Origin of the sequence: Eubacterium sp. 14-2 (assembly GCF_000403845.2) — a bacterium.
Lineage (GTDB): Bacteria > Bacillota > Clostridia > Lachnospirales > Lachnospiraceae > Petralouisia.
Genome location: NZ_KE159567.1, coordinates 2,124,821 through 2,149,700 on the forward strand (window position 1 = coordinate 2,124,821; position 24,880 = coordinate 2,149,700).

At 45.1% G+C, this 24,880-nt stretch carries 22 protein-coding genes and 1 pseudogene; 2 read left to right on the forward strand and 21 right to left on the reverse strand.

Annotated elements, in window-relative coordinates; genetic code table 11:
• Positions 1-3: 3 nt before the first annotated feature.
• From C805_RS16875 to dapF, 16 genes and pseudogenes are all read right to left on the reverse strand, one after another.
• Complete coding sequence (locus C805_RS16875) at positions 4-1,191, reverse strand: diaminopimelate decarboxylase family protein (protein WP_016215132.1); 1,188 nt, start codon at positions 1,189-1,191, stop codon at positions 4-6.
• Positions 1,192-1,241: 50 nt separating this feature from the next.
• A complete protein-coding gene (locus C805_RS16880; RefSeq protein WP_016215133.1) occupies positions 1,242-1,730 on the reverse strand; it encodes a hypothetical protein in 489 nt (162 codons plus the stop codon).
• A 187-nt stretch (positions 1,731-1,917) separates the two neighbouring features.
• Positions 1,918-2,190 carry a spore coat protein gene (locus tag C805_RS16885; RefSeq protein ID WP_016215134.1) on the reverse strand — a complete coding sequence of 91 codons (273 nt, stop codon included), beginning with the start codon at positions 2,188-2,190 and terminating at the stop codon, positions 1,918-1,920.
• A gap of 67 nt (positions 2,191-2,257) precedes the next feature.
• Positions 2,258-2,443, reverse strand: coding sequence for a ferritin family protein (locus C805_RS16890; RefSeq protein WP_016215135.1), 186 nt, complete (start codon positions 2,441-2,443; stop codon positions 2,258-2,260).
• 151 nt (positions 2,444-2,594) lie between these two features.
• Positions 2,595-3,608, reverse strand: a complete 1,014-nt coding sequence (locus C805_RS25340; RefSeq protein ID WP_016215136.1) for a helix-turn-helix transcriptional regulator — start codon at positions 3,606-3,608, stop codon at positions 2,595-2,597.
• A 552-nt stretch (positions 3,609-4,160) separates the two neighbouring features.
• Positions 4,161-6,374: an alpha-galactosidase gene (locus tag C805_RS16895; protein ID WP_016215137.1), complete on the reverse strand. Its 2,214-nt coding sequence runs from the start codon at positions 6,372-6,374 to the stop codon at positions 4,161-4,163.
• Positions 6,375-7,329: 955 nt separating this feature from the next.
• Positions 7,330-8,262: pseudogene (locus tag C805_RS27565) on the reverse strand (alpha-amylase family glycosyl hydrolase); the annotation flags it as partial.
• A gap of 24 nt (positions 8,263-8,286) precedes the next feature.
• Positions 8,287-9,153, reverse strand: a complete 867-nt coding sequence (locus C805_RS16905) for a carbohydrate ABC transporter permease (RefSeq protein WP_016215139.1) — start codon at positions 9,151-9,153, stop codon at positions 8,287-8,289.
• A complete protein-coding gene (locus tag C805_RS16910) occupies positions 9,153-10,046 on the reverse strand; it encodes a carbohydrate ABC transporter permease (protein ID WP_016215140.1) in 894 nt (297 codons plus the stop codon). The genes C805_RS16905 and C805_RS16910 overlap by 1 nt, the downstream gene beginning before the upstream one ends.
• Before the next feature lie 3 nt (positions 10,047-10,049).
• On the reverse strand, positions 10,050-11,345 hold the full coding sequence (locus C805_RS16915; protein WP_016215141.1) for an ABC transporter substrate-binding protein: 1,296 nt from the start codon (positions 11,343-11,345) through the stop codon (positions 10,050-10,052).
• Positions 11,346-11,555: 210 nt separating this feature from the next.
• Positions 11,556-12,563, reverse strand: a complete 1,008-nt coding sequence (locus C805_RS16920; RefSeq protein ID WP_016215142.1) for a LacI family DNA-binding transcriptional regulator — start codon at positions 12,561-12,563, stop codon at positions 11,556-11,558.
• 90 nt (positions 12,564-12,653) lie between these two features.
• Entirely contained in the window at positions 12,654-13,619 is a 966-nt protein-coding gene (locus C805_RS16925; protein ID WP_016215143.1) for a carbohydrate kinase family protein, read from the reverse strand.
• A gap of 4 nt (positions 13,620-13,623) precedes the next feature.
• Complete coding sequence (argS, locus tag C805_RS16930; RefSeq protein ID WP_016215144.1) at positions 13,624-15,393, reverse strand: arginine--tRNA ligase; 1,770 nt, start codon at positions 15,391-15,393, stop codon at positions 13,624-13,626.
• Positions 15,394-15,749: 356 nt separating this feature from the next.
• Positions 15,750-16,307 (reverse strand): chromate transporter, encoded by a 558-nt coding sequence (locus tag C805_RS16935; protein ID WP_016215145.1) that lies wholly within the window; start codon positions 16,305-16,307, stop codon positions 15,750-15,752.
• Positions 16,304-16,879 carry a chromate transporter gene (locus tag C805_RS16940; protein ID WP_016215146.1) on the reverse strand — a complete coding sequence of 192 codons (576 nt, stop codon included), beginning with the start codon at positions 16,877-16,879 and terminating at the stop codon, positions 16,304-16,306. Before C805_RS16940 ends, C805_RS16935 begins: the two co-directional genes overlap by 4 nt.
• Before the next feature lie 333 nt (positions 16,880-17,212).
• A complete protein-coding gene (gene dapF, locus C805_RS16945) occupies positions 17,213-18,058 on the reverse strand; it encodes a diaminopimelate epimerase (protein WP_016215147.1) in 846 nt (281 codons plus the stop codon).
• A gap of 387 nt (positions 18,059-18,445) precedes the next feature.
• On the opposite strand from dapF, the gene C805_RS16950 reads away from it, so the two are divergent.
• Complete coding sequence (locus tag C805_RS16950) at positions 18,446-19,363, forward strand: AraC family transcriptional regulator (RefSeq protein ID WP_016215148.1); 918 nt, start codon at positions 18,446-18,448, stop codon at positions 19,361-19,363.
• Here the strand turns inward: C805_RS16950 and C805_RS26420 are convergent.
• Positions 19,357-19,503, reverse strand: a complete 147-nt coding sequence (locus C805_RS26420) for a hypothetical protein (protein WP_016215149.1) — start codon at positions 19,501-19,503, stop codon at positions 19,357-19,359. The genes C805_RS16950 and C805_RS26420 overlap by 7 nt on opposite strands.
• Positions 19,500-20,204: a hypothetical protein gene (locus tag C805_RS25345; RefSeq protein WP_016215150.1), complete on the reverse strand. Its 705-nt coding sequence runs from the start codon at positions 20,202-20,204 to the stop codon at positions 19,500-19,502. Before C805_RS25345 ends, C805_RS26420 begins: the two co-directional genes overlap by 4 nt.
• Positions 20,205-20,477: 273 nt before the next feature.
• Between C805_RS25345 and sigG the strand changes: the two genes are divergently transcribed.
• Positions 20,478-21,281: an RNA polymerase sporulation sigma factor SigG gene (sigG, locus tag C805_RS16955; RefSeq protein ID WP_016215151.1), complete on the forward strand. Its 804-nt coding sequence runs from the start codon at positions 20,478-20,480 to the stop codon at positions 21,279-21,281.
• On the opposite strand, the gene C805_RS16960 is transcribed toward sigG, so the two are convergent.
• From C805_RS16960 to C805_RS16970, 3 genes are read right to left on the reverse strand one after another with little or no spacing between them, the layout of a single operon-like run.
• The gene (locus C805_RS16960) at positions 21,253-22,851 is read right to left on the reverse strand and encodes an MBL fold metallo-hydrolase RNA specificity domain-containing protein (protein ID WP_016215152.1); all 1,599 of its coding nucleotides are present in this window, start codon (positions 22,849-22,851) and stop codon (positions 21,253-21,255) included. The genes sigG and C805_RS16960 overlap by 29 nt on opposite strands.
• Before the next feature lie 50 nt (positions 22,852-22,901).
• Positions 22,902-23,642, reverse strand: coding sequence for an RNA polymerase sporulation sigma factor SigE (gene sigE, locus C805_RS16965; protein WP_016215153.1), 741 nt, complete (start codon positions 23,640-23,642; stop codon positions 22,902-22,904).
• Between the two features lie 12 nt (positions 23,643-23,654).
• Positions 23,655-24,437 (reverse strand): sigma-E processing peptidase SpoIIGA, encoded by a 783-nt coding sequence (locus C805_RS16970; protein WP_016215154.1) that lies wholly within the window; start codon positions 24,435-24,437, stop codon positions 23,655-23,657.
• Positions 24,438-24,880: the final 443 nt, after the last annotated feature.

Sequence of the window (24,880 nt, forward strand, 5' to 3'; positions counted from 1 at the left end):
GTGTTAAAAGTTACCGCTGTTGATTCTGTCTGTTTCCTGCGTATCCCGTATCAGCTGTATTCCCTGTTCATCAGAATAAAACAGCACCTTCGGCAGATCTCTGCTCAGAAACAGGTTGATTCCCTCTGTTACCGAATAGGCGCCCACCCGTTCAAATACCAGCACATCTCCCACCTTTCCGCCGATCAGCGGAAACTGTTTCACAATCACATCTGCTGATGTACAAAGAGAACCGCACAGGTTCCATTTTTCCTCTGCCTGGTTTTCTGCGGCATCTCTGCTGATATGCTGCACATGGGGAAGTTTCATGGCCATGGTCTGTCCATAGTAATTCAGATGATGGATTCCTCCGTCTACAATACCATAAATCTGTCCCTGGGTGTCTTTCCGGTCCACAATGGTGGTCAGGAAGCTGCCGCAGTCCGCCACCGGAAACCTTCCCATTTCCAGTGTGATCTTCCCGCCAAATTCCATATTCCGGACCAGTTTCCGAAATTCTTCCAGCAGTTCATCCAGGCATTCTTCCGAATCCGACTGAAAATAAGGCACACAAAATCCCGGCCCGTATTCCAGTTCCTTCACCGTATGCCCTTTTTCCTCCGCTTCCTGACAAAATTCATCCAGGCTCTTAAGCTCCTGTTCTGTCAGAGAAAGGCTCTTTTTCTGGGTACCGGAATAATACTGGATCCCCTGGAAAGAAAGCTCCGGATACTTTTCCTGCTCAGTAAGTATATGCATGGCCAGTTCCCTGTCCACACCAAACTGGTTGCCGCTGCTGATGCGTACCAGTACCTTTATATGATATCCCGTTTTCCGGGCACAGTCTGACAGCAGTTTCAGCTGCTGCTGGGACTCAATGGTAAAAATCCCTCTGCCCTGATACTCTGTTACAATCCGCAGAATATCTTCCGGTTCTTTATTGACGCCGGAAATCACCAGACGTTCCACGGGAATCTTCTCCCGCTCACAGATCCGGAATTCTCCCGGAGAACATACCTCAAACCGCTCCACAAAAGGTTCCATGGCCCCTGTTAAAAAGGGGTTTGCCTTCATGGCATAGCACAAATCCATCTTATCCTGTTTCAGAGCAGATGAAATTTTTTTCAGACGTCTGGCCAGTGCGTCCAGATCAAACACATATGCAGGGGTATGGTACTCCTGCAAAACTTTCATGATTTCCTGCTGCTTCATATCTGTTCCTCCCGATGTACCTCTGCTGAACAAAAGCAGTTCTCTGTCTTCTATGCGGAAAACTGTTTCTTCAATATATCATAGGTCTTGTTGATAATCTGAAGGGTACCGGTATCCCCTGCAAGATTATCGGGATGGTAAATCTTAATCAGTTCCTTATAGCGTTTCTTTAAGGCAAGCTCATTGTTCACACCGGAAAAAAACATTCCCGCTTCCGAACTGCCAGACACCGCCTGGGAATAAAATCCTCCGGTTCTTCTGCCGAACTGTTCTTTCTCTCTGTCCATCTCCTGTTTTTCCATGGTAACTTTCTTCAATTCACTCTCCAGTATCTTCCATTTCATCTGAAACAGCCGGGCCTCCTCTGCAAGACGTTTTTCTTCCATCCTTTTCCTGAGATAAAACTCTTTCTTCTCACGTTCAAACTCCCGTTTGTCCTGTTCCAGCTTCCTCTGCTGATTCTGTAATATACTCTCCTGCTGTTCTTCTGTAATCTGCTCATGAATCAGCTCACTTACCGCCTCATCAGGCTGACGCATAACACTGCCTCCTTTTGGCCGAGCTTCGTTCTTTCGGCACATGATACATGATTAATTTCGGTACCTGCCATTCCGTTTCATAGTACATGGCACCCATTTAAACAGTAACCATTATACAATATATAGTTTTAAATAGCAATAAAAAAGAATACCGGAACATAATTTCTGCTGTTCCGGCATTCTCTGTCTAAAAGTTCTGCATACACTGTCCAAATTTCTGTTTTGCTTCGTCTACTTTCTGTGTCTCGGCAGAGGGCGTTGGATAATAGCCTCTCTCATGCATCATGCCAAACACTTCGTTCTGGATGTTGTGCTCTTTCTCCAGACAGTCCAGAATGGCGTTTCTCACATTGTCATGAACACATTCATTGGAAAAGGTATTGTACAAGGTTGTGGCTGTTTTTTCTGCGGTCAGCGCATCCGCAAACATTTCTTTTTCTGAATAAAATGACTGCTGCATGATTTTTCTCCTTTTCTCATGATTTCCTTCATCCTGTGACTTTAAACACAGGCATTCTCCGGGGTGCTTAACTTAACTGGGAATACAGGGAACGGAAATGCTCCTTGTGTTCATTGGAAATTTCAGTAAATTTTGCCTTTATTTCCGAATCGCTGCAGTTGTCTGCCAGCACCTGAAACTTTTTAATCAGAAGCTCCTCACCGGTAAGCAAATCATTTAAAGCGGATAATTCTTTTTCTGATATCTGGTTCATGGAAATCTCCTTTCGCTTGTCTGTATCAGGCAATATTAACTCTGTCATGTGCAACATTGCCTGTCAAAATTATTTTCCGCTTTTTTTCACCAAATATGCATGTCATTTTACAGGAAAAACATTCATCCTGAAATTTTTATTATGAAAAATCCTACCTGAAAAACATCAGAACCGTCACTGCCCCGGCTGAAACTGTGCCAAGCCAGAATACCGTTCCTGGCCGGTAACTTCCGGTTTCCGTAATTTTCTTTTTTACCCGGTGCTGTTCGTACAGCAGTTCTGCTACGACAATCACCAGAAACAGAAGGGTCCATCCTATATATCCCACAGATTCCGGGGAATTATTCTGCATATTGCGCAGCTCTGTTTTTGCAAAAGTAACAGCCACAAAGCCCAGCACCTGTACGAGAAAACAGACAACAGAAAAGTATCCCGCCTTTGTAATACGTCTGTCCAGCTCTCTTACCAGTATTCTGTCTATACTGCGGTAATTGTAAAATACCGGTACCACGCACAAATCCACACAATAGGCAAAAATCAGAATGATCTCTGTCAGTTCCCATCTGCTTTCTTCCAGAAATGCGGAGATTCCAAACAACAATATGGTTCCGAAAGAAATACAGCTGATATGGACATCCATCTGAATCAGCACTTTTTTCACTTCTTCCAGATTATATTCCACTTTGCCGTCGTACCCTGCCAGCATGGAAAAATTCCCTGTTTTTACGCTGCCTGAAAAAAACAAATGCAGAAATAACTGGATAAAGACGCCGATGATTACCATAATTACCACACAATCCACATACAGATGTCCCGTCATTCCGCCGGCAACCAGATATCCGAATATTACCGCTCCGGTGGCAGCCAGAAGACGTCCCGGTGTTTTCGGCATGGTCACTTCTGCTTCTTTTGTTCCCTCCATAAATTCATCCAGCGTCATACCATACAAAGCTGCAATCTGCTGCAGCATATACACATCCGGCAGCGTCCTGTCTCTCTCCCAGCTGGACACCGTCTGCCTGGTCACTGCCAGCCTCTCTGCCAGTTCCGACTGGGTATAAGGTTTCTGTTCCCGAAAATATTTTATTTTTTTCCCCAGGCTCTGAACCATTTCCTGTTCTTTTGGCAGTTCCTGCCCTGAAGCATTTTCCTCTCTCCAACTCATTATCCGGCCCTTCTTTCTTAAATTTGCTGTTTTCATCCTATCACGTTTCTGCCGGATACGCCAGCAACAATCTGTTGCATGGCCTTTCCCGCCTGAATATTTCCGGTAAGATAACAAAGCGGACAGGTCCGCAGGGGCTCCCTGAATCCCTCACTCATGAGGGACCTGGACGGTTTGCTGCGCCGAGTGCGGTCACGCAGTGACATTTTCTATTCGCACGAGTGCGCATATTATTTTTCTCTTATAGGAAAGATACTTTCACGCGTTAGCGTGACAAATTTTTTTCCTATAAGAGAACAAAGCGGACAGGTCCGCAGGGGCTCCCTGAATCCCTCACTCATGAGGGACCTGGACGGTTTGCTGCGCCGAGTGCGGTCACGCAGTAACATTTTCTATTCGCACGAGCGGATTGCGCAGCAATAAACATCGCCCCCGCGAGCTGCGCATCATCGTTTTTTATTCTACAGGAAATCCGGAGGAATTTCCTGTAGAATAAAAACAGGGATACCGCACTCCCTTTTGCAGTATCCCTGTTTCATATGCATTTCAAACTTATTCCGTTTCTGCTCCTTCCAGACAAATATAAATCTGGCAGGAATCATAATTTTCCACCGGAACGGGCAGAAGAACTCCGCCGTTCATCAGTGCAGCCCCGGTAAAAGTCCCTGCAGGTTCATTGTTTTTCCACATGGAATAAACCCCTTTCGGGCGCAGTCCCCGGAATTTCACAGACTGGGCAGCCGGATTTCCGTGCAAATCGGTATAAACCACACCAAGATATGCTTCTTTTCCATCCTTATCCGCATATTCCCAGGCAGTGAAATCACGGTTTTCCAGGGGAGAGGTAATTCTGTGATAATCCCCAAACTGGAATAAGCGGTAACGCTTCTTAAATGTGCGTATCTGTTCTCTTGCCTCCGTCTTCTCATCCTCTGTCATTTTACTTAAATCCAGCTCATATCCAAAGGTTCCCTGCATGGCGCAGATTCCCCTTGTCTGAAAAGGCGTTACCCTTCCATTCTGATGGTTCGGGCATACAGACACATGAGCAGATACGGAAGACATGGGATAACCAAAAGACGTTCCGTACTGAATACTCAGACGTTCAATTGCGTCTGTATTGTCACTGCACCAGATCTGAGGCGCATAATAGAGCATTCCGGCATCAAACCTGCCTCCGCCTCCGCTGCAGCCTTCCAGCAGCAAATCCGGATAGCGCTCCAGCATGGCCTCCATTACTTCATAAAGGCCCAGTACATACCGATGACGCAGTTCTCCCTGCCGCTCTCTGGGCAGAAGTGCGCTGTAGGCCGCTGCCACAGAGCGGTTCATATCCCATTTCACATACTGGATATTGGCAGAATCCAGTATGTCAAACAACCGTTCTTTAATATAATTTTTCACATCCTCACGACTCATATCCAAAACAAGCTGAGATCTTCCCCGAACAGGCTTCCTGCCGGGAACCACCATGGCCCATTCCGGATGACTCCGGTACAGATCACTGTCTTCTGAAATCATTTCCGGTTCAAACCATAAGCCGAACATCAGTCCCAGTTCATTGACTTTGTCCGCCAGTTCTTTCATGGAACAGCCCAGCTTGTCCTCATTCACATACCAGTCCCCAAGGCCTGAATAATCGTCGTCCCGTTTTCCAAACCAGCCATCGTCCAGCACCAGCATATCCAGTTCCAGCTCTGCCGCCTCTTCAGCAATTTTCAGAATCTTTTCCGCGTTAAAATCAAAGTAAGTAGCTTCCCAGTTATTAACCAGAACGGGACGTCTTTTATCCTTCCAGTTACTCCGGATTAAATTTTTCTGAAAACCGTTATGGTAGCAATGGGACAGTTGAGACAGTCCCTTATTGCTGTAAGCCATGGCAATTTCCGGCGCTGTAAAACAGTCTCCTGGCTGCAGGCTCCAGGTAAATACGGAATCATCAATGCCCATTACCAGTCTGGTCTGATGAAACTGATCCACTTCGGCATGCATATGGAATCCGCCGCTGTACAGCAGGGAAAATCCATAGCAGTCCCCCAGTTCTTCCGTGGTATTTTTTTCCGCAAGAATCACAAAGGGGTTATGCTGATGGCTGGAAGTCCCGCGGGTACTTCTCAGTTCCGTAACACCGTGAAACAGAGGAACCCGCTCCATTTCCCGCTCTCCCGCATGACGTCCGTAAAAATGAATCAGATCCATGCCGCTGTGATCCATGTCCAGACAGGCAGACAGAACTTTTGACAATCGTATTTCCCGGTCTGTTCTGTTCTCCACCATTGCTGCTCTTGTAATAATATCGTGTTCTTCAAACACTCCATAATACAGATGCAGATAAAATTCTTCCTGGCTGTCCTTTAAAATTATTTCCAGTGTGTCAACCGGCTCTTCCTCAGAAGCAAACATTGCCGGAAGGCCTTCCAGTCCATACTTCCCATGAAACGTCCGGTAACTGTCAAAAAACAGAAGGCAGTCCCTGACACCGGTTCCCAGATCCGCATACATACAGCTTATCCGGTAATCTCCGCTTCCCCGCACCGGAAATTCCTGAGGCAGAAAATCAAGAGAATAGGTTCTGTCCTCTCTGGCTTCATAAATGTTCCCGGAAAATCCACGGTCTGCCATGGATATCATATAGGAATAATCTGTCTCGTCCGTCCTGCTCCCATAATAGGTGTGCAGAAGGACGCCCTTGCTGTCTGCCTTCATCTGATACGTGCTGTTTCTGGTCTGAAGGGTAAATACATTGTCTTTGATAATAATTGCCATAAATTAACTTGCCTTTCTAATCGTAATAATGATAACGAATACACCGCAACCGGAAAATGGGATATGGATTGTCTGGGATACCGGAAATTCACACAAGCCAGAGATATTCATAGGGACCTAACTGTACCCGGTTGTTATAAGATCTGACATATCTTCCGGTAATAAGGTCCTGCATTTCTCCGGGCAGACCAAACCAGTCAAATGCACTGGAATCCACCCACTGCTCCTGCTCTGAAAAGTTTGCAAGCACCAGCATTTTATCTGCCTTATGAAAACAGAATACTGCCGGATTTCCGGTTTTCACCGGAACTGCCCGATATTCGGAGCTGAATAATTCACTGGATTTGCGAATCTCTATCATATTTCGTATTTTCGTAAAAATCTGTCCCTGAACTGTGGCAAAATCCGTGCGTTTCTCTGCTGCTTCCCAGTCCATCACACCCCGGTGAAGCCAACGGGAATCTGCCGCATGTTCCGGCACCTGCTTATAGCCCCAGTCGTTGAGCTGCCCGATTTCATCCCCGCTGTAAAGCAACGGAATTCCCGTATAGGAAATTACCATGGCATGGAGCAGGAGAATCCTTTTTACTGCAAGCTCTGTTTTGTACATGTGTTTCTCCCGCAGAGCCTGCTCTAACCCGCACATGGAAGCCAGTGTTCCGCTGTTTCTGGCATCCTGTGTCACCGGGTTATATTCATACAGTTCCCCTGTGGCAAAGCTGCCCGGATATCTCCCTTCCATAAACTGTATGATATACTGTTTATGGAGCTCCGGATCCAGCCCCAGATTCTTCAGAATCTCCTTTTCAAATCCCCATCCGATGTCATCATGACAGCGTACATAATTAATCCATGTACCGCTGTCCGGAATCCCATAATCAATGGAAAGGGAACGTTCCATCAGCTGTACATCTCTGGTGGCCAGGGAATTCCAGAGCAATACCATGAAGGAGGCATTATACATTACGTTGCATTCCTTCATTTCCTGGTTTCCAAAATACTTCACAATCTCATAAGGCTCCACAATAGCCTCTCCCAGAAATACCACGCCGGGACATACCTGCTGTACAATCTCATACATCATGCCCAGCAGTTTATGTACATTGGGGTGATTCATACATGGGGTTCCCGGTTCTTTCCACATATATGGTATCGCATCCAGACGGAAAATGTCAACGCCTTTATTGGCAAGGGTAAGCATTACTTCCACAATTTTGTTAAACACCTGCGGATTTCTGTAATTCAAATCCCACTGGAATTCATAAAACCTGGTCATTACATACTTCTGAATATCAGGATACCAGGTGAAATTTCCAGGAGCCACTCCGGGAAAAATTTCCGTCATATATTTTTCATACTCTTTGGGAATGGTATCATCATCAAACATAAAATACATATCGTCATAATCATGATCTCCCTCCCTGTATTTCTGTACCCAGAGATGTTCTTTTGCCGTATGGTTCAGCACAAAATCAATACAGGTGCGGATTCCTTTTGCCTTCAGGAGCTTCATTACCCGTTCCAGCTGCTTCATGGTTCCGAATTTATCGTCCACCATCAGGTAATCTGATACCGCATAACCTCCGTCATTGTTGCCTTCCCTGGATTTTAAAAGTGGCATGAAATGCACATAAGTAATCCCAAGTTCTGCAATATAGTCAATCCGTTTCTCGAATTCCTCCAGATTGTTGCTGAACCGGTCCACATAAAGCATCATGCCAACCATTTTTTCCGACTGATACCAGTCATTCCCGTTCCCGTCTGCCTTTTTCAGGGCAGACGGACGGGTTTTTGCGGCATGTTCCAGGATGGACATTAACTGTCCCCAGCGGTATTCGGTAATTTCATTTCTTCCATAAAGTTCGTAATAGCTGTTTTTTAAGTCCATACCGTATATTCCTTTATTCTGTTTTTATTTTACTGCACCGTTTACAACACCGTTGATAATCTGTTTCTGGCAAATGATATAGAAAACCAGAATCGGCAGCAATGCCAGCAGATAAGATGCAAATGCCAGGTTGTAGTTGGTTCCGAACTGTGACTGGAAATTCAGCTGTGCCAGCGGAAGGGTATTGACATCGCTTCCTGACATGATAACCAGCGGAGTCATAACATCATTCCATGTGCTCATTGCAGTAAGCACTGCTACTGTTGCATGCATGGGCTTCATGTTCGGGAAAATAATTTTCCAGTAAGTCTGCCATATGCTCGCACCATCCACGCAGGCTGCTTCCTCCAGCGCCATGGGGATATTTTTCAGGTATCCGGAATACAGCATAATGTTCATGGGCATGAAGAATACCACATACAACACGATAACACCAAAACGGTTTGCAATCCCAAACTGAGAAGTCTGTTTTACCAGAGGCATCATCAGCACTGCAAAAGGTACGAACATACCGCTTACAATGTAGAAGTAGGATACCTTAAACACTTTCAGTTTCGCCATTTTTCTTCCGATTACATAACCTGCCAGAGAATGCAGCAGGATACAGATAATAACTGTTACGCCGGTAAGCAGCAAACTGTTGCCCAGAGAACGCCAGAAATCTGTTACGCGCATTGCCTCTGTAAAATTGCTGAAACTCCAGCTTGAGGGGAATCCCAGGGCTCCTGCCACGTCATTGGTCATTTCCGAAGGTTTCTTAAAAGCAATGATAACTGTCATATAAAGAGGAAATAATATGGTAAGACAGCCAATTGCCAAAAGTATATTGATTATATTATTCACGGCCTTGCCGCCGACTGCTCCTTCGCTTCCTTTATCTTTTTTTCCCATTATAACTGCTCCTCCTTACCTCCTAAGAATCTCATCTGCAGGAACGAAATTACTACGATTACTATAAAGAATACAAATGCGTTCGCACTCTGGAAACCGAACTGTCCGCCGCTCATACCGTTGTTGTAAATCAGGTAGGAAATGGATTCTGTACTCTGAGACGGACCGCCCTTTGTCAAAGACATGATCTGGTCGAATACCATCAGTGCATTTTTCATACAGAGCACCAGGTTGATGCTGAAGAACGGAAGAATCAACGGGAAGGTAAGGCTCCAGAATTTTTTCCATCCGCTGACACCGTCAATCATTCCCGCTTCATACACTTCTGCCGGAACGGTCTGCAGTCCTGATATGTAAATAATCGTATTCATTGCTATTCCCTGCCATGCACCTACAATCACAATGGCAATCCATGCGGTTTTGGTACTTGCAAGCATACTGTTCTGAAGAAAACCGATTCCGGTTGCTTCTCCCACTGCCGGAAGGATGTATGTAAATACAAAGCTGAAAATATAACCTACAACCAGTCCTCCCAATATATTCGGTACAAAATAAATTCCTCGTAACGTACTTTTTCCCCGTATTTCACGATTTAATCCCAGAGCAAGGATTAAACTGATAATATTAACTGCAATGGTCATAACTACTGCATACTTAAACGTAAACAGATAGGATTTGCCCACACGCAGGTCTGTAAATAAATCTTTGAAGTTCCGAAGGCCTACCATGTCATAATCGCCATAGCCTTTGTAATTGGTAAGACCGTAATAAAAACCCTTTAATAATGGAAGGGTGTTGAACAGAAAGAACAGAATCAACACAGGAATCAGCATTCCAAGAAAAATCTTATCGTTTTTCGTCCACAATTTATCTCTCTTTCCTTCGTTTCCCATGGTCTATTCCCCCTTTTCCTGATATTTTTGCACTTTACTGATAATATCTTTATTATATCTTACCCATTCTTTGTCAAATCTGGTAAGGAAGGTGTCCAGTGCATTGCTGCTGTTATCGAACAGATAAGTCTGAATCATGGCGTCTACCGCCATCTCACTGGGATAATGGTGGTCCTGATAGTCCGCAACGATTCCATTTTCTATGTACTCTTTCATGCCGTCCAGTTCCGGAGCAATCTCAAAATCACCTTTCTTACACGGTACTGCACTCTGGTCGTTCAGGTAATCCTGAATATTTTCGTCTTCCAACAGAAATCTTAATACTTCATAGGCTTCTTCTTTATGTTCACAGTCCTCCATCACGCAGAACATCAGGTCGTTACCGGAATTCAGGATGTTTTCTTCTGCGTTGCTGCTTGCCGGGAATACAAAAGAGTCAATGTTCATATCCGGATTTACGGATTTAATCTGGGGGATTGCATAATTACCAATTACATACATGGCTGACTGTCCTCTTGCAAAAGCGGTACATGCATCGTTGTAACTGTATGCCACCGGATCGGACTGTCCGTATTTCAGAAGTTCTTTATCTTTCACTGCAATTTCTTCATATGCTTCTGAAAATGTGGCGTTACCGCTGTTTACCTGATATGCAATGTCTGTGCTGCACAGGTTTACTGCAATGGCATTCCATGGTGCAAGACAGGTCCAGGTGTCCTTATATCCGAAATAAAGCGGCTGGATTCCTTCTGCCTGAATCGTTTCACAGAGCTGGTTGAACTCTTCCCAGGTGGTTGGAATCTGCCATCCGTGTTCTTCAAACATATCTCTGTTATAGAGAACACCTGCCGCGTTCGCCATGTAAGGCACTGCATAAACGCCTTCCTGAGGAACATATTCCAGATCTTTATTTGTAGTAAGATAATTCTCCTTGATGTCTGAAAGACCGTCAAAATCAGAAATGTCCATCAGCATTTTTGCATCCAGGAAGTTGGAGTAGTTGATATCTCCGCCAATTCCGATAATATCAGGATTGTTTTCCCGGATAAATCTTGTCTTCAGAATAACCATGGCATCGTTCGGCGAATCAATCACCAGTTTAATGTTGTCGTGAGTCGCATTAAATTTCTCTTCCAGTGCTTCAAATACGTCCACTGCTTCCGGTTTGTAGTGGACCAGCTCGATCACAACCTTTCCGTCTGCATCATCCTTTTTGCCGCCACATCCGCCAAGCAAAAGCCCTGAGACAATTGTCACAGCAAGGAATAATGCCATTACTTTTTTCTTTTTCTTTGCCATTTTTTACCTCCTCGTCTTTTTAAACAAATTTTCTGTTGGAACCTTGCTCTTTGCATTGCTAATTTTATTTAGTTATGTTTTGTTTTGCAACATATTATGTGCATAACCAATTTTTTATACAAATTTAATAAAGTCTTTATGTATATTTTATACAAAAAAGGAATCCTTTATAAAAGGATTCCTTTTTCATACAGGCCCTTCGGCCCTGATTTAATTAATATTCCGTATGCTTTCCCTTACAATCAGCTCCACCGGGAGCTTAAATGACCTGGCAATAATCTCCTCTCCCCGGATTCTCTGTACCAGAAGTTTCACTGCCTCTTCTCCTTTTTCCTTCACCGACTGACGGACTGTAGTAAGCATGGGCCTGCTCAGCCGGGCATAAATATTATCATCAAACCCCGCCACAGAAATATCCTCCGGTACTTTCAGCCCCTCTCCGAAAAAAATACTGATGGCTTCGTTGGCCAGTAAATCTGATACCACAAACACGGCTGTGTATCCTTCTTTTCTGGACCTGAGGGCAAAATTGCGCAGCGCTTCCCGCCTGAGATTTCTGCCTGCAGGCAGATAATAGTAGTCTTTGTTGCTGTAGGTAATGCCGTAACTTTCCAGAGCGTCGCAATATCCCCGGAACCGCTCAAAGGTGCTGGATACCGGATTTTTCCTGTCACAGAAAAAGGCTATTTTACGGTGTCCCTGCTTCAGCATGAATTCCGTAATCCGTTTTCCGCCTTCATAATCTGCAATTCCAACATTGTCATATTCTCCCTCTCCGCAGTCAATATACACCAGAGGCTTTCCTACTCTTCCTGCAAATTCCTGACATTCCCAGGGGTCAAATCCAATCACAATCCCCCCTTCTATATTGCGGGCCTGCAGTTTATGAAAAATATCCTGCTCATCTTTGGGAATTCCGCAGACCGGATACCTGCCGTATTCCTGCAGCTTCATGCATATAGCGTTTAACAGTTCCGCACAGAACGGATCCGTAAAAACACTTTCCTTGTATCGAAGACAGAAATCCACCGATATCAGCTTCAACGCCTTTCCGTACTCTTCCCGATGAACAGTTTTCTGAAACCCATACTGTATCAGTGCCTCCTCAATTCTCTGCCTTGTGGCAGGAGACATTTTCTCTGTATGCCCGTTTACAACATTTGACACGGTTGTAGGGCTGATTCCCAATATCGATGCAATTTCTTTAATCGTAATCATAAGCACTCCCTGACTGCACTGCTTTTGCTGGAATTCATTTATTTCCGGTTCTTACAGGCCTGATAATTTTCAACGCTGCTCCTCTGCTGCTTATGTATTTTCGTTTATAATTTTATGTACTTCATCCGTCTCCGGCATGGAACGAATGGCTCCTTTTCTGGTGGTAACCAGATAAGCCGCCGCATTTGCAAAAGTCAGCATCTGCTCCAGGTCTTCTTTCGTCAGGCTGTCAATCTCCCGGTACAACAGTCCATGGAGGATACTTCCGCAAAAGGTATCTCCCGCTCCGGTAGTCTCAATGGTCCCCCCTAACTTAAAGCTGGGTTTATACACCACCAGATCTTTATAAAATGCATAACTTCCCTCTGCACCTGCTGTTACCTGAAACAGTTTTACCGGAAATTTTTCCCGGAGAATCCCTGCTCCCTTTTCAATGTCCTTCTCTCCTGTCAGGAATTCCACTTCCTCTTCAGAAATCTTACATACATCACATTTACTCAGACCGTATTCCATTTTTTCTTTTGCAAGACTCAGATCTTTCCAGAGGGGAATCCGAAGATTCGGGTCAAAAGAAATCAGAACTCCGTTGTCCTTTGCGGCATTCACCGCCTTTTCTGTGGCTCTGCACACCCCTTCATGGGTCATGGACAACGTTCCAAAATGGAAAATCCGGCTGTCTTTAATCTGCTCCTCATCCACTTCTGCTTCCGTCAGCATCATATCTGCCCCCGGATTCCGGTAAAATGCAAAATCCCGGTCTCCGTTTTCAAAAGTTTTTACAAAAGCAAGGGTGGTTTTCACTTCTTCATCAAAACAAAGGCCTGCTGTACCGATTTTCAAATCCTCCAGCGTATCCCGCAGCAGATAACCAAACTGGTCTTTTCCAACCTTGCCAATAAAATTCGTGGTTCTTCCACATTTGTTCAGCAATGCCAGTACATTACAGGGCGCTCCGCCCGGATTGGCCTCCAGCAGGGAATTCCCCTGTTCAGATTCTCCGGTATAAGTAAAATCAATCAATAATTCTCCCAGTGCTGTTACGTCATATTTCTTCATAATTCTACATCCTTTCCGGCGCTTCAAAGCCAAGTACATCAATACAGATTTCCAGCGCTTTTTTTGTCAGCTCCAGTAATTTTATATAGCCTGCCTGTATCATTTCGTCAGGTTCCGCCATAATTTTCGTTTCGTGATAAAAATGATTAAAAGCATTTGCCAGGTCGTAAATGTATGCGCACACCTTATGAGGCGCTTTTTCCTCAAATGCATTTTCCATCATACCGTTAAATTTGCCAAGCTCCAGCATCAGTGATTTCTCACTGTCAGAATGAGGTGGAAGGATTGCGGCATGTTCCGGCAGTTCCCGTAACTCCTGGTATTTTTTCAGGATGGATTTCATCCGTACAATGGTATAAAGTATATAAGGTCCCGTATTTCCTTCAAAGGAAGTAAACCTTTCAATATCAAATATATAGTCTTTGGAAGCCTGATTGGACAAATCTCCGTACTTGATGGCAGAAAGCGCCACTGTTTTTGCCGTTTCCCGGCCTTCCGCTTCCTCTACCGTGTGATTGTCCGCAATCTTTTTGTACATTTCCTCGTTGATACCGGACACCAGATACTCCAGACGCATTACGCCTCCTTCTCTGGTTTTGAAGGGCTTTCCGTCTTTCCCGTTCATGGTGCCGAAGCCAAGAAAAGTCAGTTCCGTTTCCGGCCCCACCAGTCCTGTCTTCCTTGCGCAGCGGAATACCTGGGTAAAATACAGTTCCTGCCGCTTGTCCACCACATAAATAATCTCATCCGGACGGTAATCCTGCATACGCCATACTATGGTGGCAAGGTCAGTGGTATTATACAAAGAAGCTCCGTCTGACTTTAAAATCATACAGGGAGGAATCTCTTTGGTATCTGTATCTTCCTTCACATCCACCACCAGCGCCCCTTCACTGATATAGGCGTATCCGTCTTTTTTCATTTTCTCCACCATATCCGGAATGTAAGGCTGGGCGTCAGATTCTCCCTTCCACAATTCAAAGGATACATTCAGATTTTCATAATTGCGCTTCAGATCGCTGACGGACACATTTAAAATATGGTTCAGCAACGCGCCATAACCTGCTCTGCCATGCTGCAGCTCATAAGTCGCCTCCATGGCCGCTTCCTTATAGGCTTCGTCTTCTTTGGATTTCCCACTGGCAGCAGGATAGATTTCCTCCAGTTCAGAAATGGTAAAGGGCGGTTCTTCGGGATATTCCCCCGTATAGTTCTCATCAAAGTACACAAGTTCCGGTTTACGCGCCTTCAATTCTGTAATAATCAGCCCCATCTGCAGGCCCCAGTCCCCCAGATGTACATCGCCAATCATATTATGGCCCATAAACCGTCCAATCCGTTTCACACTCTCCCCGATAATGGCTGAACGCAGATGTCCCACATGGAGGGGTTTTGCCACATTCGGTCCGCCATAATCTATCAGAATGGTTTTGGGATGTTCACATTTACTGCAGCCCAGCCGCTGTTCGTCCGCTTCCATCTGACGCAGATATTCTGCCAGATACTCCGGGCTTACTTTCAGATTTAAAAATCCCGGTTTTACCGATTCTGCTGATTCGAACATCTCATTGCCCTGTAACTGCTCTGCCACTCTGTCTGCAATCTGAAAGGGAGCACATTTGTACTCCTTTGCGGCAGCCATGGCGCCGTTGCACTGGTATTCACAGAGGTCCGGCCGGTTAGACAACGTCACCTTACCATATTTTTCGTCGTAACCGCAGGCCTTTAAGGCCTCCATCACCTGTTTGCTGATCACATCCAATATCTTTTCCATAAAATCTCTCCTGTAACTCTTATTGCTTATGAAAACGCCCCTTTTTCTCTTCCGGAGGGCTGCATTCCATAAAATGTAACTAATTTCCTATATCATAACAAAAAGCAGGGAAAATGTCACCCACTTTTTTACTGTTTCTTCTTATTTTATTGTACTTCTCCCGTTACAGTGCACCATCCCCATTCACTCCTGCCCATAGTTTCTCATTATTCCCCTGCTGACAGTCTCCACAGAACCAGATTTCCCTGTAAATACATCACTCTCCTTTCAAAAATCAAATCAGCATACGCTATTGAAAATATACCACAGAACAGTCAGGATGAAAAGAGCATCAAAAACTTTCTCAGTAAATTTATTTAAAACAGGACACATCCCATTACTGCGGAAACTGCAATCAGCAATATGGGAGAAACTGTCTGTTTCTTTTTCAGGAAAAAGGCTGCTGAAAAAACCACCAGTATAATTAGCACAAACAGGGCCCTGTAATCCATCATTTCCTCTCCTTCAGATATGAGAACCACTGAACCTGACATATATAAGCCTGTCCCTGTAATAACACCCATAAGACACAATTTTATACCCTTTAAAGCCATCTGTACTCTGTGGTGTTTTATCAGCTTCTGAAACAGAGCAACAAGCAGCAGTACGATTACAAATGACGGCAGTACCACGCCTGTCGTTGCAACGAATGCTCCGAAAAATCCTGCCTGGCTGTTTCCGATGTATGTTGCGGCATTTACCATAATGGAGCCTGGCGTTGACTCGCTGACCGCAATCATATCGGCAAATGCTGCTTCATCCATCCAGCCATTTTTTAAGACCATCTCCTGTATAACAGGAATGGCCCCATATGCTCCGCCGAAAGAAAACAGACCTGTTTTTAAAAATTCTGTAAAAAGAAGTAAATATATCATGTTTCCGCCCTCTTTTCTGCCAGACTGCATATACAAAACCCGGAAAAACCTGCAAATATAATGAAATATATGGTTGAAAATTTTATCTGTAACATATTCAATACCATTACCAGCATACAAAATCCGGTGATAATCCCCAGGCTTATATATTTATGAGATGTTCTTTTCATTGTCTTTCTTATCATTGTCAGACCAGCCTGGGCTATCAGGACTCCCACTGCCACACGGATACCTTTAAAGGCTTTTACCACCGGTTCATACTTCAGCAGATGGTCCATATATGTGGAAATCAGAAGAATAATGACAAATGAAGGAAGTACAATTCCAATGGTTGCACTGACTGCCCCTTTGATTCCTGCTCTTTTATATCCCGTATAGGTTGCGCAATTAATTGCCACAGGTCCGGGCGTGGATTCAGCAATAACCGTAATATCCATCATTTCATCAGAAGTAATCCATAACCTTTTTTCAACACATTCGTGCTCAATAAGGGGAATCATGGCATATCCTCCGCCGAAAGTAAAAATGCCGATTTTAAAAAATGTGAAAAAAAGCTCCCAAAGCAGGCCCATATTCACCCCTCCTGTCTCGTCCCGCATATATACTGCCGGATATCTGCCTTATTATCTTAACACATATTTTTCTCTATTACTATCTGTTTTGCGCAGCAATACTTCATTTCCGCAAGCTGCGCATCATTGTTTTTTTCTTCTATAGGAAATCCAGAGGAATTTCCTATAGAAGAAAAAAGAATCCTGCTCTGCAGGATTCTCCGCCTGGGCCGGGCCTCTTTGCAACAAATTCACCCGCCGCATAACCACATTTTTCAATAAAAAACAGACTTTTACTATCCTCTCATTTCTGATGAAAAGGAAATCTTCATCTCAGCAGATTTCAGCTGTCCCTCAGGCAAAAAAGTTTTCTGCCAGAATGACAGTTCCCACTGTTCCCACGCTCCCTGTCATGTAAATGGTTTCATCTTCCTCCATTTCTATCAGAAGATCTCCTCCCTGCATGTGCACCGTCACTTTATCGTCTGTCAGTCCCATCCGCTTTGCCGCTGCCGCCGCCGCACAGGCTCCGGTTCCGGAAGCCAGCGTGTAGCCTGCACCTCGTTCATATATTTCAATGGCAATATTTTTCCGGTCAATTACTTTGCATATCTGCATGTTGGTACGATTGGGAAAATACTCTGCTTCTTCCACATAAGGTCCCAGGGATTTCGCTTTCTGAGGCGTCACTTCTTCCATCATAATCACACAGTTGGGATTTCCCACAGACAGGCAGGTGGTGTTGTAATCATTGTCATGAAATCTCAGATGAGCATTTACAATTTCACCCTGCAGACCAGTCAGAGGCATTTCCTGTCCAGCATACACCGGTTTTCCCATATTCACCCGCATCAGGCTTCCGTCTTCTTTCACAAATTCAATTTCCACGTCTCCTGCCAGAGTATTCAGGCTGAACTTTCTTTCCTTTACATATCCTGCATCCAGCAGATATTTTGCAAAAATCCGTACGCCATTTCCGCTCTTTTCCGCCTCAGAACCATCCGGATTAAAAATGCGTACTTTTATCTTTCCATTTTCCATAATCGGCCCATACAGTAACCCATCCGCACCCACACCGAAATTCCTCCGGCAGATCATCTCAATATTTCTTGTCTGCAGCACCAGATCATTTTTGTTAGGATCCAGTACCAGATAGTCATTTCCCAGACCATGGTATTTTTTCAATGTAATACTGTCCATACATTCCACCCTTTCTTTCCTGTTCAGCATATGCCGGAACGTGAGAATTCATACCCTTCCTTTTTTATAAACTTATTTTATCTCTTTCTTTTCGCATATAACAGTAAATATATTGCTTGAAATACTGCAAAAAGTGCTGTATAATCTGTCATGAGGAGGGGCCCGCTTGCGGGAGGAGCCCTGATGACACTGGCTTGAGGTGGGGCCCGCTTGCGGGAGGAGCCCTGATGACACTGGCTTGAGGTGGGGCCCGCTTGCGGGAAGAGCCCTGATGACCCTGGCTTGAGGTGGGGCCCGCTTGCGGGAGGAGCCCTGATGACACTGGCTTGAGGTGGGGCCCGCTATGCGGGAGGAGCACGGATGACACTGGCTTGAGGAGAACGCAATATGAATGCTGTATCACAGAAAAAAAAAGAAAAACAGACCGGATATCTTCATCAGAATTTCCGTCTGTTTCATTTAAAAGAAAAAAAGAATCAGGAATTTGAATTCCATTACCATGATTTTAACAAAATTATCATATTTTTATCCGGGAATGTTACCTACTTTGTAGAGGGAAAGGCTTATGACCTTAAGCCCTGGGATATTCTTCTAATTAACAACCACGACATTCACAAGCCGGTTATTGACCCCGGCACCGCATACGAACGTGTTGTGATCTGGCTGCAGCCGGACTTTATCCGGGAGCAGAAAGACCGTTCCTGTGACCTGTCCCGCTGCTTTACTACAGCAACTGAAAAAAGATTTAATCTGATTCGGCTGAATCATCGTCTGCAGGCAGACATGCAGACGATCCTGCAGCAGCTTGAATCCTCTCTCACCAGTACGGAATTTGGTCATGAAGCTCTGAGTCAGGCATATTTTTTGCAGTTTATGGTATATCTGAACCGTATCTTTCTGCCGGAAATCTCCCAGCCAGACTTTTCCGCTTCCAGGTATGACAGGCAGATTGCTGACATTCTGACTTACATCAGTCTGCATCTGGGCGAAGATCTGTCCAACGAAACACTGTCACGTCAATTTTATGTGAGCAAATATTATCTGATGCACAAATTTAAAGAACATACCGGATATACCCTTCACGCCTATGTTCAGCAGAAACGTCTGTTACATGCCAAAGACCTGATTCAGGAGGGCACACCCGTTTTAAAGGCTTCTTCCCTGTGCGGATTTTCCGATTACTCCACATTTTTACGGGCATTCCGCAAATTTTACGGGTTTTCTCCAAAAGCATTCCTGACCGCCCGGAAGAAAGACTCAGGATTCAGCGGCACACAGACAGCCACAACGCACATGCCTTACTGACGGATATAAATACCCTGCTGCTCAATGAACTCTTCCAGCTCATTCTGAGCGTCCTGGGGCCAGGTTTCGCTCAGGGAAACGTTTTTACAGTCTTTCTCATTATCGCGGGCAGTTTCCGTTCCATCCTTTAACTGCTTCATAATTCTGCCTCTCCCTTCTCTGCCGGCTCCGGTTCTTCACCAAAGCCTCCCCCTGCCGGCTCCTTTAGTTCCTCCGGCTCCAAAACCGGAGCACTCATATTTTCCTGTTCCTCTACCGGAAGTTCTTCCTGATACATCTCAGCCGGCAGTTCCTGCGGTTCCCCTTCTACCGGAATATGCTCCGCCTGCCCCATTTCTCCAGCTGATAAAGTTTCTCCCATATCTGCTTCCAGAGCTGAAATATCAGGTTCCTCAATGTCTGTTTCTGTTCCGGGGACATCCCCCTGATCTGTTTCCGGTACAGATACCTCCACCGGCTCACTTTTTTGTGCCAGCGTAATACTGCTGGCAGAAATAATATCCTGCAGCTGCCTGCTTTTTTCACTTAAAATCGCCTCTACTCTTTCCTGTGTTATATCATCCATGGGATGTTTTCCGGTGGCATCCATTCCTGTTGCCAGCTGCTCCTCCAGCATTTTCTGTTCTGCCAGAAGCCGCTCTATTTCACCGGCATTTTTCTTATCCTCATCTTCTCTCAGTCGTTTTGCAAGCTGTTCTGCCGCTTCCCTGTCCTGCTGTCTGGCTTCTTCCTGCTTCCTGCGTTCCAGTTCCTCTTTGGAAATATACACGATATTCCTGCGTTTTACAATACTTCTGGCAATTCTCTCCCGTTCATTTCTTTTATCAATGGCATCTTTCATCGTTATCTGTCTCCTAACAACAAATTCTTCGGTTATCTTTCAACCTCGCTGTGCCAAGCTCGTGAGCCTCTGAGCTTCTCTCGCTCACGGGCTTTCACCCTGTCCGAACCTGTAAAAAGACAACTGTACTCATGCCGGCATGACACATCTGCTTTTGCAGGTTCAGACACTGCTCATTGCTCTCCTGTACATTATACCATGAAAATTTCATGAATAAAAGTAGCAAATTAAGTACATTCTTTTAATACATCAAAACTTTCCGGAGGTAACATCATGGCTGCATATAAAGTAGAAATCTGTGGAGTCAACACTGCAAAACTCCCCGTATTAAAAGAGGAAGAAAAGAGCGATTTATTTTCCCGCATCAAGGCGGGGGATATGGAAGCCCGCGAGGCTTATATCAAGGGTAATCTCCGTCTGGTTTTAAGTGTAATCAAGCGTTTTTCCAACAGTAATGAAAACGTGGACGACCTGTTCCAGATCGGATGCATCGGGCTGATCAAATCCATTGACAATTTCAATCCGGATATCGGTGTAAAATTTTCCACCTATGCAGTTCCCATGATTATCGGTGAAATCAGGCGTTACCTGCGGGATAACAATTCCATCCGGGTAAGCCGCTCCCTGCGGGATACCGCGTACAAAGCAATCCATGCCAGAGAGCTGCTGTCCAAAGAGCTTTCCCGGGAACCTACCATTGAAGACATTGCAAAAGAAATTGACATTCCAAAAGAGGATATCGTATTTGCCCTTGACGCCATTCAGTGTCCTGTCAGCCTCTATGACCCGGTTTATACCGACGGAGGAGACACCCTGTATGTGATGGATCAGATCAGTGACAAAAAAAATAAAGAAGAAACCTGGGTGGAAGAACTTTCCTTAAGTGACGCCATGAAACGGTTGAATGAGCGGGAAAATTATATCATCAGGCTGCGATTCTTTGAAGGCAAAACACAAATGGAAGTGGCAGAAGAAATCCACATCTCCCAGGCCCAGGTCAGCAGACTGGAAAAATCTGCATTAAAAAATATGAAAAACTATCTCTCTGTCACTCCCACTTATCACAGAGAGAATTAATCTGGTCTGCAAACTTTCCAAGCTCTTTGTTTGGCCGTCCTTCTGATTTGCGGATAACTGCCAGCAGACGTTCTCCGGCCGCCAGAAGCCTTGCAAAAACATTGGAAACTCCATGGGCCTCTTTTGCTTGCCGTACTTTCTTTTCCCGGCTTCCTTCTGCCAGACAGACATTTTTTTCCAGATCATAAATGTCTCCGCTGTAGGGAGCTGTGGCCGTAAGCCCTGTTTCCTTTGTAATCAGAGAAGCAAAGGTGTCGCACACACTGTCTTCCCCATGTACCACAAACACCCGTCTGGGCGTTTCCCCAAAGGCCTTCACCCATTCCAGCAGATGCTGCTGGTCTGCGTGTCCGCTGATTCCGGCCAGATTCTGGATTTTTGCATGAACCTCAATCGTTTCACCAAACAGCTTTACCTCTTTTGTTCCGTTCAGCAGCATATTTCCAAGGGTGCCCGGTACCTGATAACCTACGAAAAGAATCGTGGAATCTTTTCTCCAGAGATTATGTTTCAGATGATGGCGAATCCGTCCTGCCTCGCACATACCGGAAGCAGAAATAATTACAATGGGCTTTTCAATAAAATTAATCATTTTGGATTCATCACTGGTAACAGCCACCTTAAGTCCCGGAAAACTAATGGGGTTCTTCCCTTTGCGCACCAGTTCCAGGGCCTCCTCATCAAAACATTCTTTCACATTTTTATGAAAAATGCTGGTGGCCTCCACTGCCAGAGGGCTGTCTATGTACACCTCAAAATCCTCAAATTCCGGCAGAAGGCTCTCCGTTTTGATTTTCCGCAGAAAATACAGCATTTCCTGTGTTCTGCCCACGGAAAAAGCCGGAATCACCACATTCCCTCCTCTGGTAAATGCATCTTTGCACACCTGTGCAAGTTCTTTTGCATAATCCGGCGGATCCTGATGGAGACGGTCTCCATAGGTGGATTCCACAACCACATAATCGGCCTCCCGAATATATTGGGGATTGCGGATTAAGGGCTTGTTGCCGTGTCCCACATCACCGGAAAATACAAGTTTTACCTGTTTTCCCTCTTCTGTTCCCCAGATTTCAATGCTGGATGAACCGAGAAGATGGCCCGCGTCCACAAATCGAATGGTAATTTCCGGACAAAGGGTAATTATTTCCCCATATTCACATGGAATAAAATGCTCCAGTACCCCCACTGCGTCATCCATGGTATACATGGGCTCCACCAGAGGCCGTCCTGCACGCTTTGCCTTCCGGTTTTTCCATTCCGCCTCAAACATCTGAATGTGAGCCGAGTCTTTCAGCATAATATTGCACAGTTCCACGGTTGCTCTGGTGCCATAGACTTTCCCCCGAAATCCATGGCTGTACAGAAGCGGCAGCAGACCGGAATGATCAATATGGGCATGGGTAATCAGCACATAGTCAATCTCGGCCGTATTTACCGGTATCTCCTGATTTTCATATAAATCTGCTCCCTGCTCCATTCCGCAGTCCACCAGCAGGTTGACATCTCCCATCTGCACATAATGGCAGCTTCCTGTCACCTCATGGGCAGCCCCCAAAAATTCAAGTTTCACTTTACCATCTCCTTTGTATAAATTTGTATTCATGATAAATTTTACCACATTTATTCAAATTTTACGATTTCTTTTTTCAGACGTTTCATAATCTTTTTTTCCAGACGTGAAATATAGGACTGGGAAATACCAAGAAGGTCTGCAACCTCTTTCTGGGTCATTTCCTCTCCCTGGGCGTGGTTCAGCCCAAACCGCAGTTCCACAATAGCCCGTTCCCGTTCAGAAAGTTTTGCCACTGCCTTTTTCAGCAGATTTTTCTCCACCTCTGTCTCAATATCACGATAAATGATATCCTCGTCTGTTCCCAGAATATCCGACAAAAGAAGTTCGTTTCCGTCCCAGTCCACATTCAGAGGCTCGTCAATGGATACCTCCATTCTGGTCTTGTTATTCCGCCGCAGATACATCAGAATTTCGTTTTCGATACAACGGGAAGCATAGGTGGCCAGTTTGATATTTTTGGTGGGATTAAAGGTGTTGATAGCTTTAATCAGGCCGATTGTTCCGATGGAAATCAAATCCTCCACTCCGATGCCTGTATTGTCAAATTTCTTTGCTATGTACACCACCAGCCGCAGATTATGCTCAATGAGAATGCTTCTAGCCCGTTCCGATTCCTCTCCGTCCAGCATCTGAATACAGCGGTTTTCCTCCCGCGCTTCCAGCGGCGGCGGCAGAATTTCCGCTCCTCCGATATAGTGGACATCCCCTTTTTTCATCATCAGCAGACTGCGCAGGCTGGGTATCAGCTTTAGATGAAAATGCCGCGGTATTGCAATTTTTATGTACATAATTTTCCTCCTTTAATTTTCCATGGATTTTCCATTTAATATCACATCACATCTGTCATCCTGAAACAGCTTTTCATCTGCAAGACCGAATACGGGCTTTTTCAGGTACAGAGGACATCCTTCTCTGACAATGTACATTCCCTCCAGAGTCACCGCTTCCAGAAGTCCGGATTCCTGTCCCAGTGAATGATAGGGAATCAGTCTCGTGAGAAGCTGTTCTTTCTGTATCTGACTCTGCAGGATTTCCCGTTTTATAATATGTACCGGCCGATTCCCCAGAGGATCTGTCAGCAGATTTCCCGTATCGTAAAAACCCTTTACAGAAAGTTTTCCTTCTCCGGTTACCAGAAGAAGGTCATAAAGAGTCTCTTTTTCTCCTTTTACATGTCTCAGCGCCCTCCCGGCTGCCTCAAGAAACAGCAGAGCCCCCGCCAGGCAGACCAGAAAATATCCGCTTCCTTTTCTGCCGACCATACTAAAGGACAATACGCCTCCCAGCAGAACATATGCCACATAAGTAATGGCCCACTGACATAAAAATTCCTTTTTCCTGCTTCGGTAACACAGATACACCATCAGGGGATTTACCAGAAAATGGACGCAAATCCGGTACAGGGTATAGTTTTCCAGCCCCAGAAAAAAAAGCATGGATCCGGCTGTCCCTGTAAAACTCCCCAGCAGCAGTCTTCCCGGACGAACCGGCTGACGCATCAGTTTACCTGCCAGAACCAGGGCCAGGCTGTCCATAAGAAAATTTGTCAGAAACCAGACGTCTGCATACAGTTCATATTCCACCCGCTCCCTCCTTGTCTGATATTTCCCCAGGCTGAGCCTGATACCCTACAGTATAAGATGAAACCGGAGATTTTTTTGTCAAACCGTTGTCCTCTTCCGGAAAAATTCTTTTACAGAATCTGACAGAAAAATCAGAATTTATGATATAAAACTGTACTTACTGCAAAACAGCAGAAACGTTCCATGCAAAAACCCCCGCAGCAAAATGCGGGGGTTTGTTTATCCTATTGGAAAGACTCTGTTACGCTAACGCGTGAAGCGGGGAATCCTGCAAAGCAGAATTTTTTTATCTTATAGGAAAGACCTTGTCACGCTAAAGTGTGAAAGTATCTTTTCTATAAGATAAAAATAATATGCGCACTCGCACAAGAGGTAACATATTGCTTCGCAATTGTGCTCGGCGCACAAAGTGTCCAGGCCCCTCATGAGTGAGGCGTCAGGGG

Bases quoted from the DNA above. Each gene is read 5' to 3' on its own strand.
- C805_RS25345 (WP_016215150.1), bottom strand. From the start codon at position 20,204: ATGAAAGATGCCATTGATAAAAGAAATGAACGGGAGAGAATTGCCAGA.
- C805_RS25340 (WP_016215136.1), bottom strand. From the start codon at position 3,608: ATGAGTTGGAGAGAGGAAAATGCTTCAGGGCAGGAACTGCCAAAAGAA.
- C805_RS16940 (WP_016215146.1), bottom strand. From the start codon at position 16,879: ATGGGCCTGCTTTGGGAGCTTTTTTTCACATTTTTTAAAATCGGCATT.
- dapF (WP_016215147.1), bottom strand. From the start codon at position 18,058: ATGGACAGTATTACATTGAAAAAATACCATGGTCTGGGAAATGACTAT.
- argS (WP_016215144.1), bottom strand. From the start codon at position 15,393: ATGGAAAAGATATTGGATGTGATCAGCAAACAGGTGATGGAGGCCTTA.
- C805_RS16895 (WP_016215137.1), bottom strand. From the start codon at position 6,374: ATGGCAATTATTATCAAAGACAATGTATTTACCCTTCAGACCAGAAAC.
- C805_RS16925 (WP_016215143.1), bottom strand. From the start codon at position 13,619: ATGAAGAAATATGACGTAACAGCACTGGGAGAATTATTGATTGATTTT.
- C805_RS16880 (WP_016215133.1), bottom strand. From the start codon at position 1,730: ATGCGTCAGCCTGATGAGGCGGTAAGTGAGCTGATTCATGAGCAGATT.
- C805_RS16905 (WP_016215139.1), bottom strand. From the start codon at position 9,153: ATGGGAAAAAAAGATAAAGGAAGCGAAGGAGCAGTCGGCGGCAAGGCC.
- C805_RS16935 (WP_016215145.1), bottom strand. From the start codon at position 16,307: ATGATATATTTACTTCTTTTTACAGAATTTTTAAAAACAGGTCTGTTT.
- C805_RS16885 (WP_016215134.1), bottom strand. From the start codon at position 2,190: ATGCAGCAGTCATTTTATTCAGAAAAAGAAATGTTTGCGGATGCGCTG.
- C805_RS16890 (WP_016215135.1), bottom strand. From the start codon at position 2,443: ATGAACCAGATATCAGAAAAAGAATTATCCGCTTTAAATGATTTGCTT.
- C805_RS16875 (WP_016215132.1), bottom strand. From the start codon at position 1,191: ATGAAGCAGCAGGAAATCATGAAAGTTTTGCAGGAGTACCATACCCCT.
- C805_RS16920 (WP_016215142.1), bottom strand. From the start codon at position 12,563: ATGATTACGATTAAAGAAATTGCATCGATATTGGGAATCAGCCCTACA.
- C805_RS16915 (WP_016215141.1), bottom strand. From the start codon at position 11,345: ATGGCAAAGAAAAAGAAAAAAGTAATGGCATTATTCCTTGCTGTGACA.
- sigG (WP_016215151.1), top strand. From the start codon at position 20,478: ATGGCTGCATATAAAGTAGAAATCTGTGGAGTCAACACTGCAAAACTC.
- C805_RS16910 (WP_016215140.1), bottom strand. From the start codon at position 10,046: ATGGGAAACGAAGGAAAGAGAGATAAATTGTGGACGAAAAACGATAAG.
- C805_RS26420 (WP_016215149.1), bottom strand. From the start codon at position 19,503: ATGAAGCAGTTAAAGGATGGAACGGAAACTGCCCGCGATAATGAGAAA.
- sigE (WP_016215153.1), bottom strand. From the start codon at position 23,642: ATGTACATAAAAATTGCAATACCGCGGCATTTTCATCTAAAGCTGATA.
- C805_RS16950 (WP_016215148.1), top strand. From the start codon at position 18,446: ATGAATGCTGTATCACAGAAAAAAAAAGAAAAACAGACCGGATATCTT.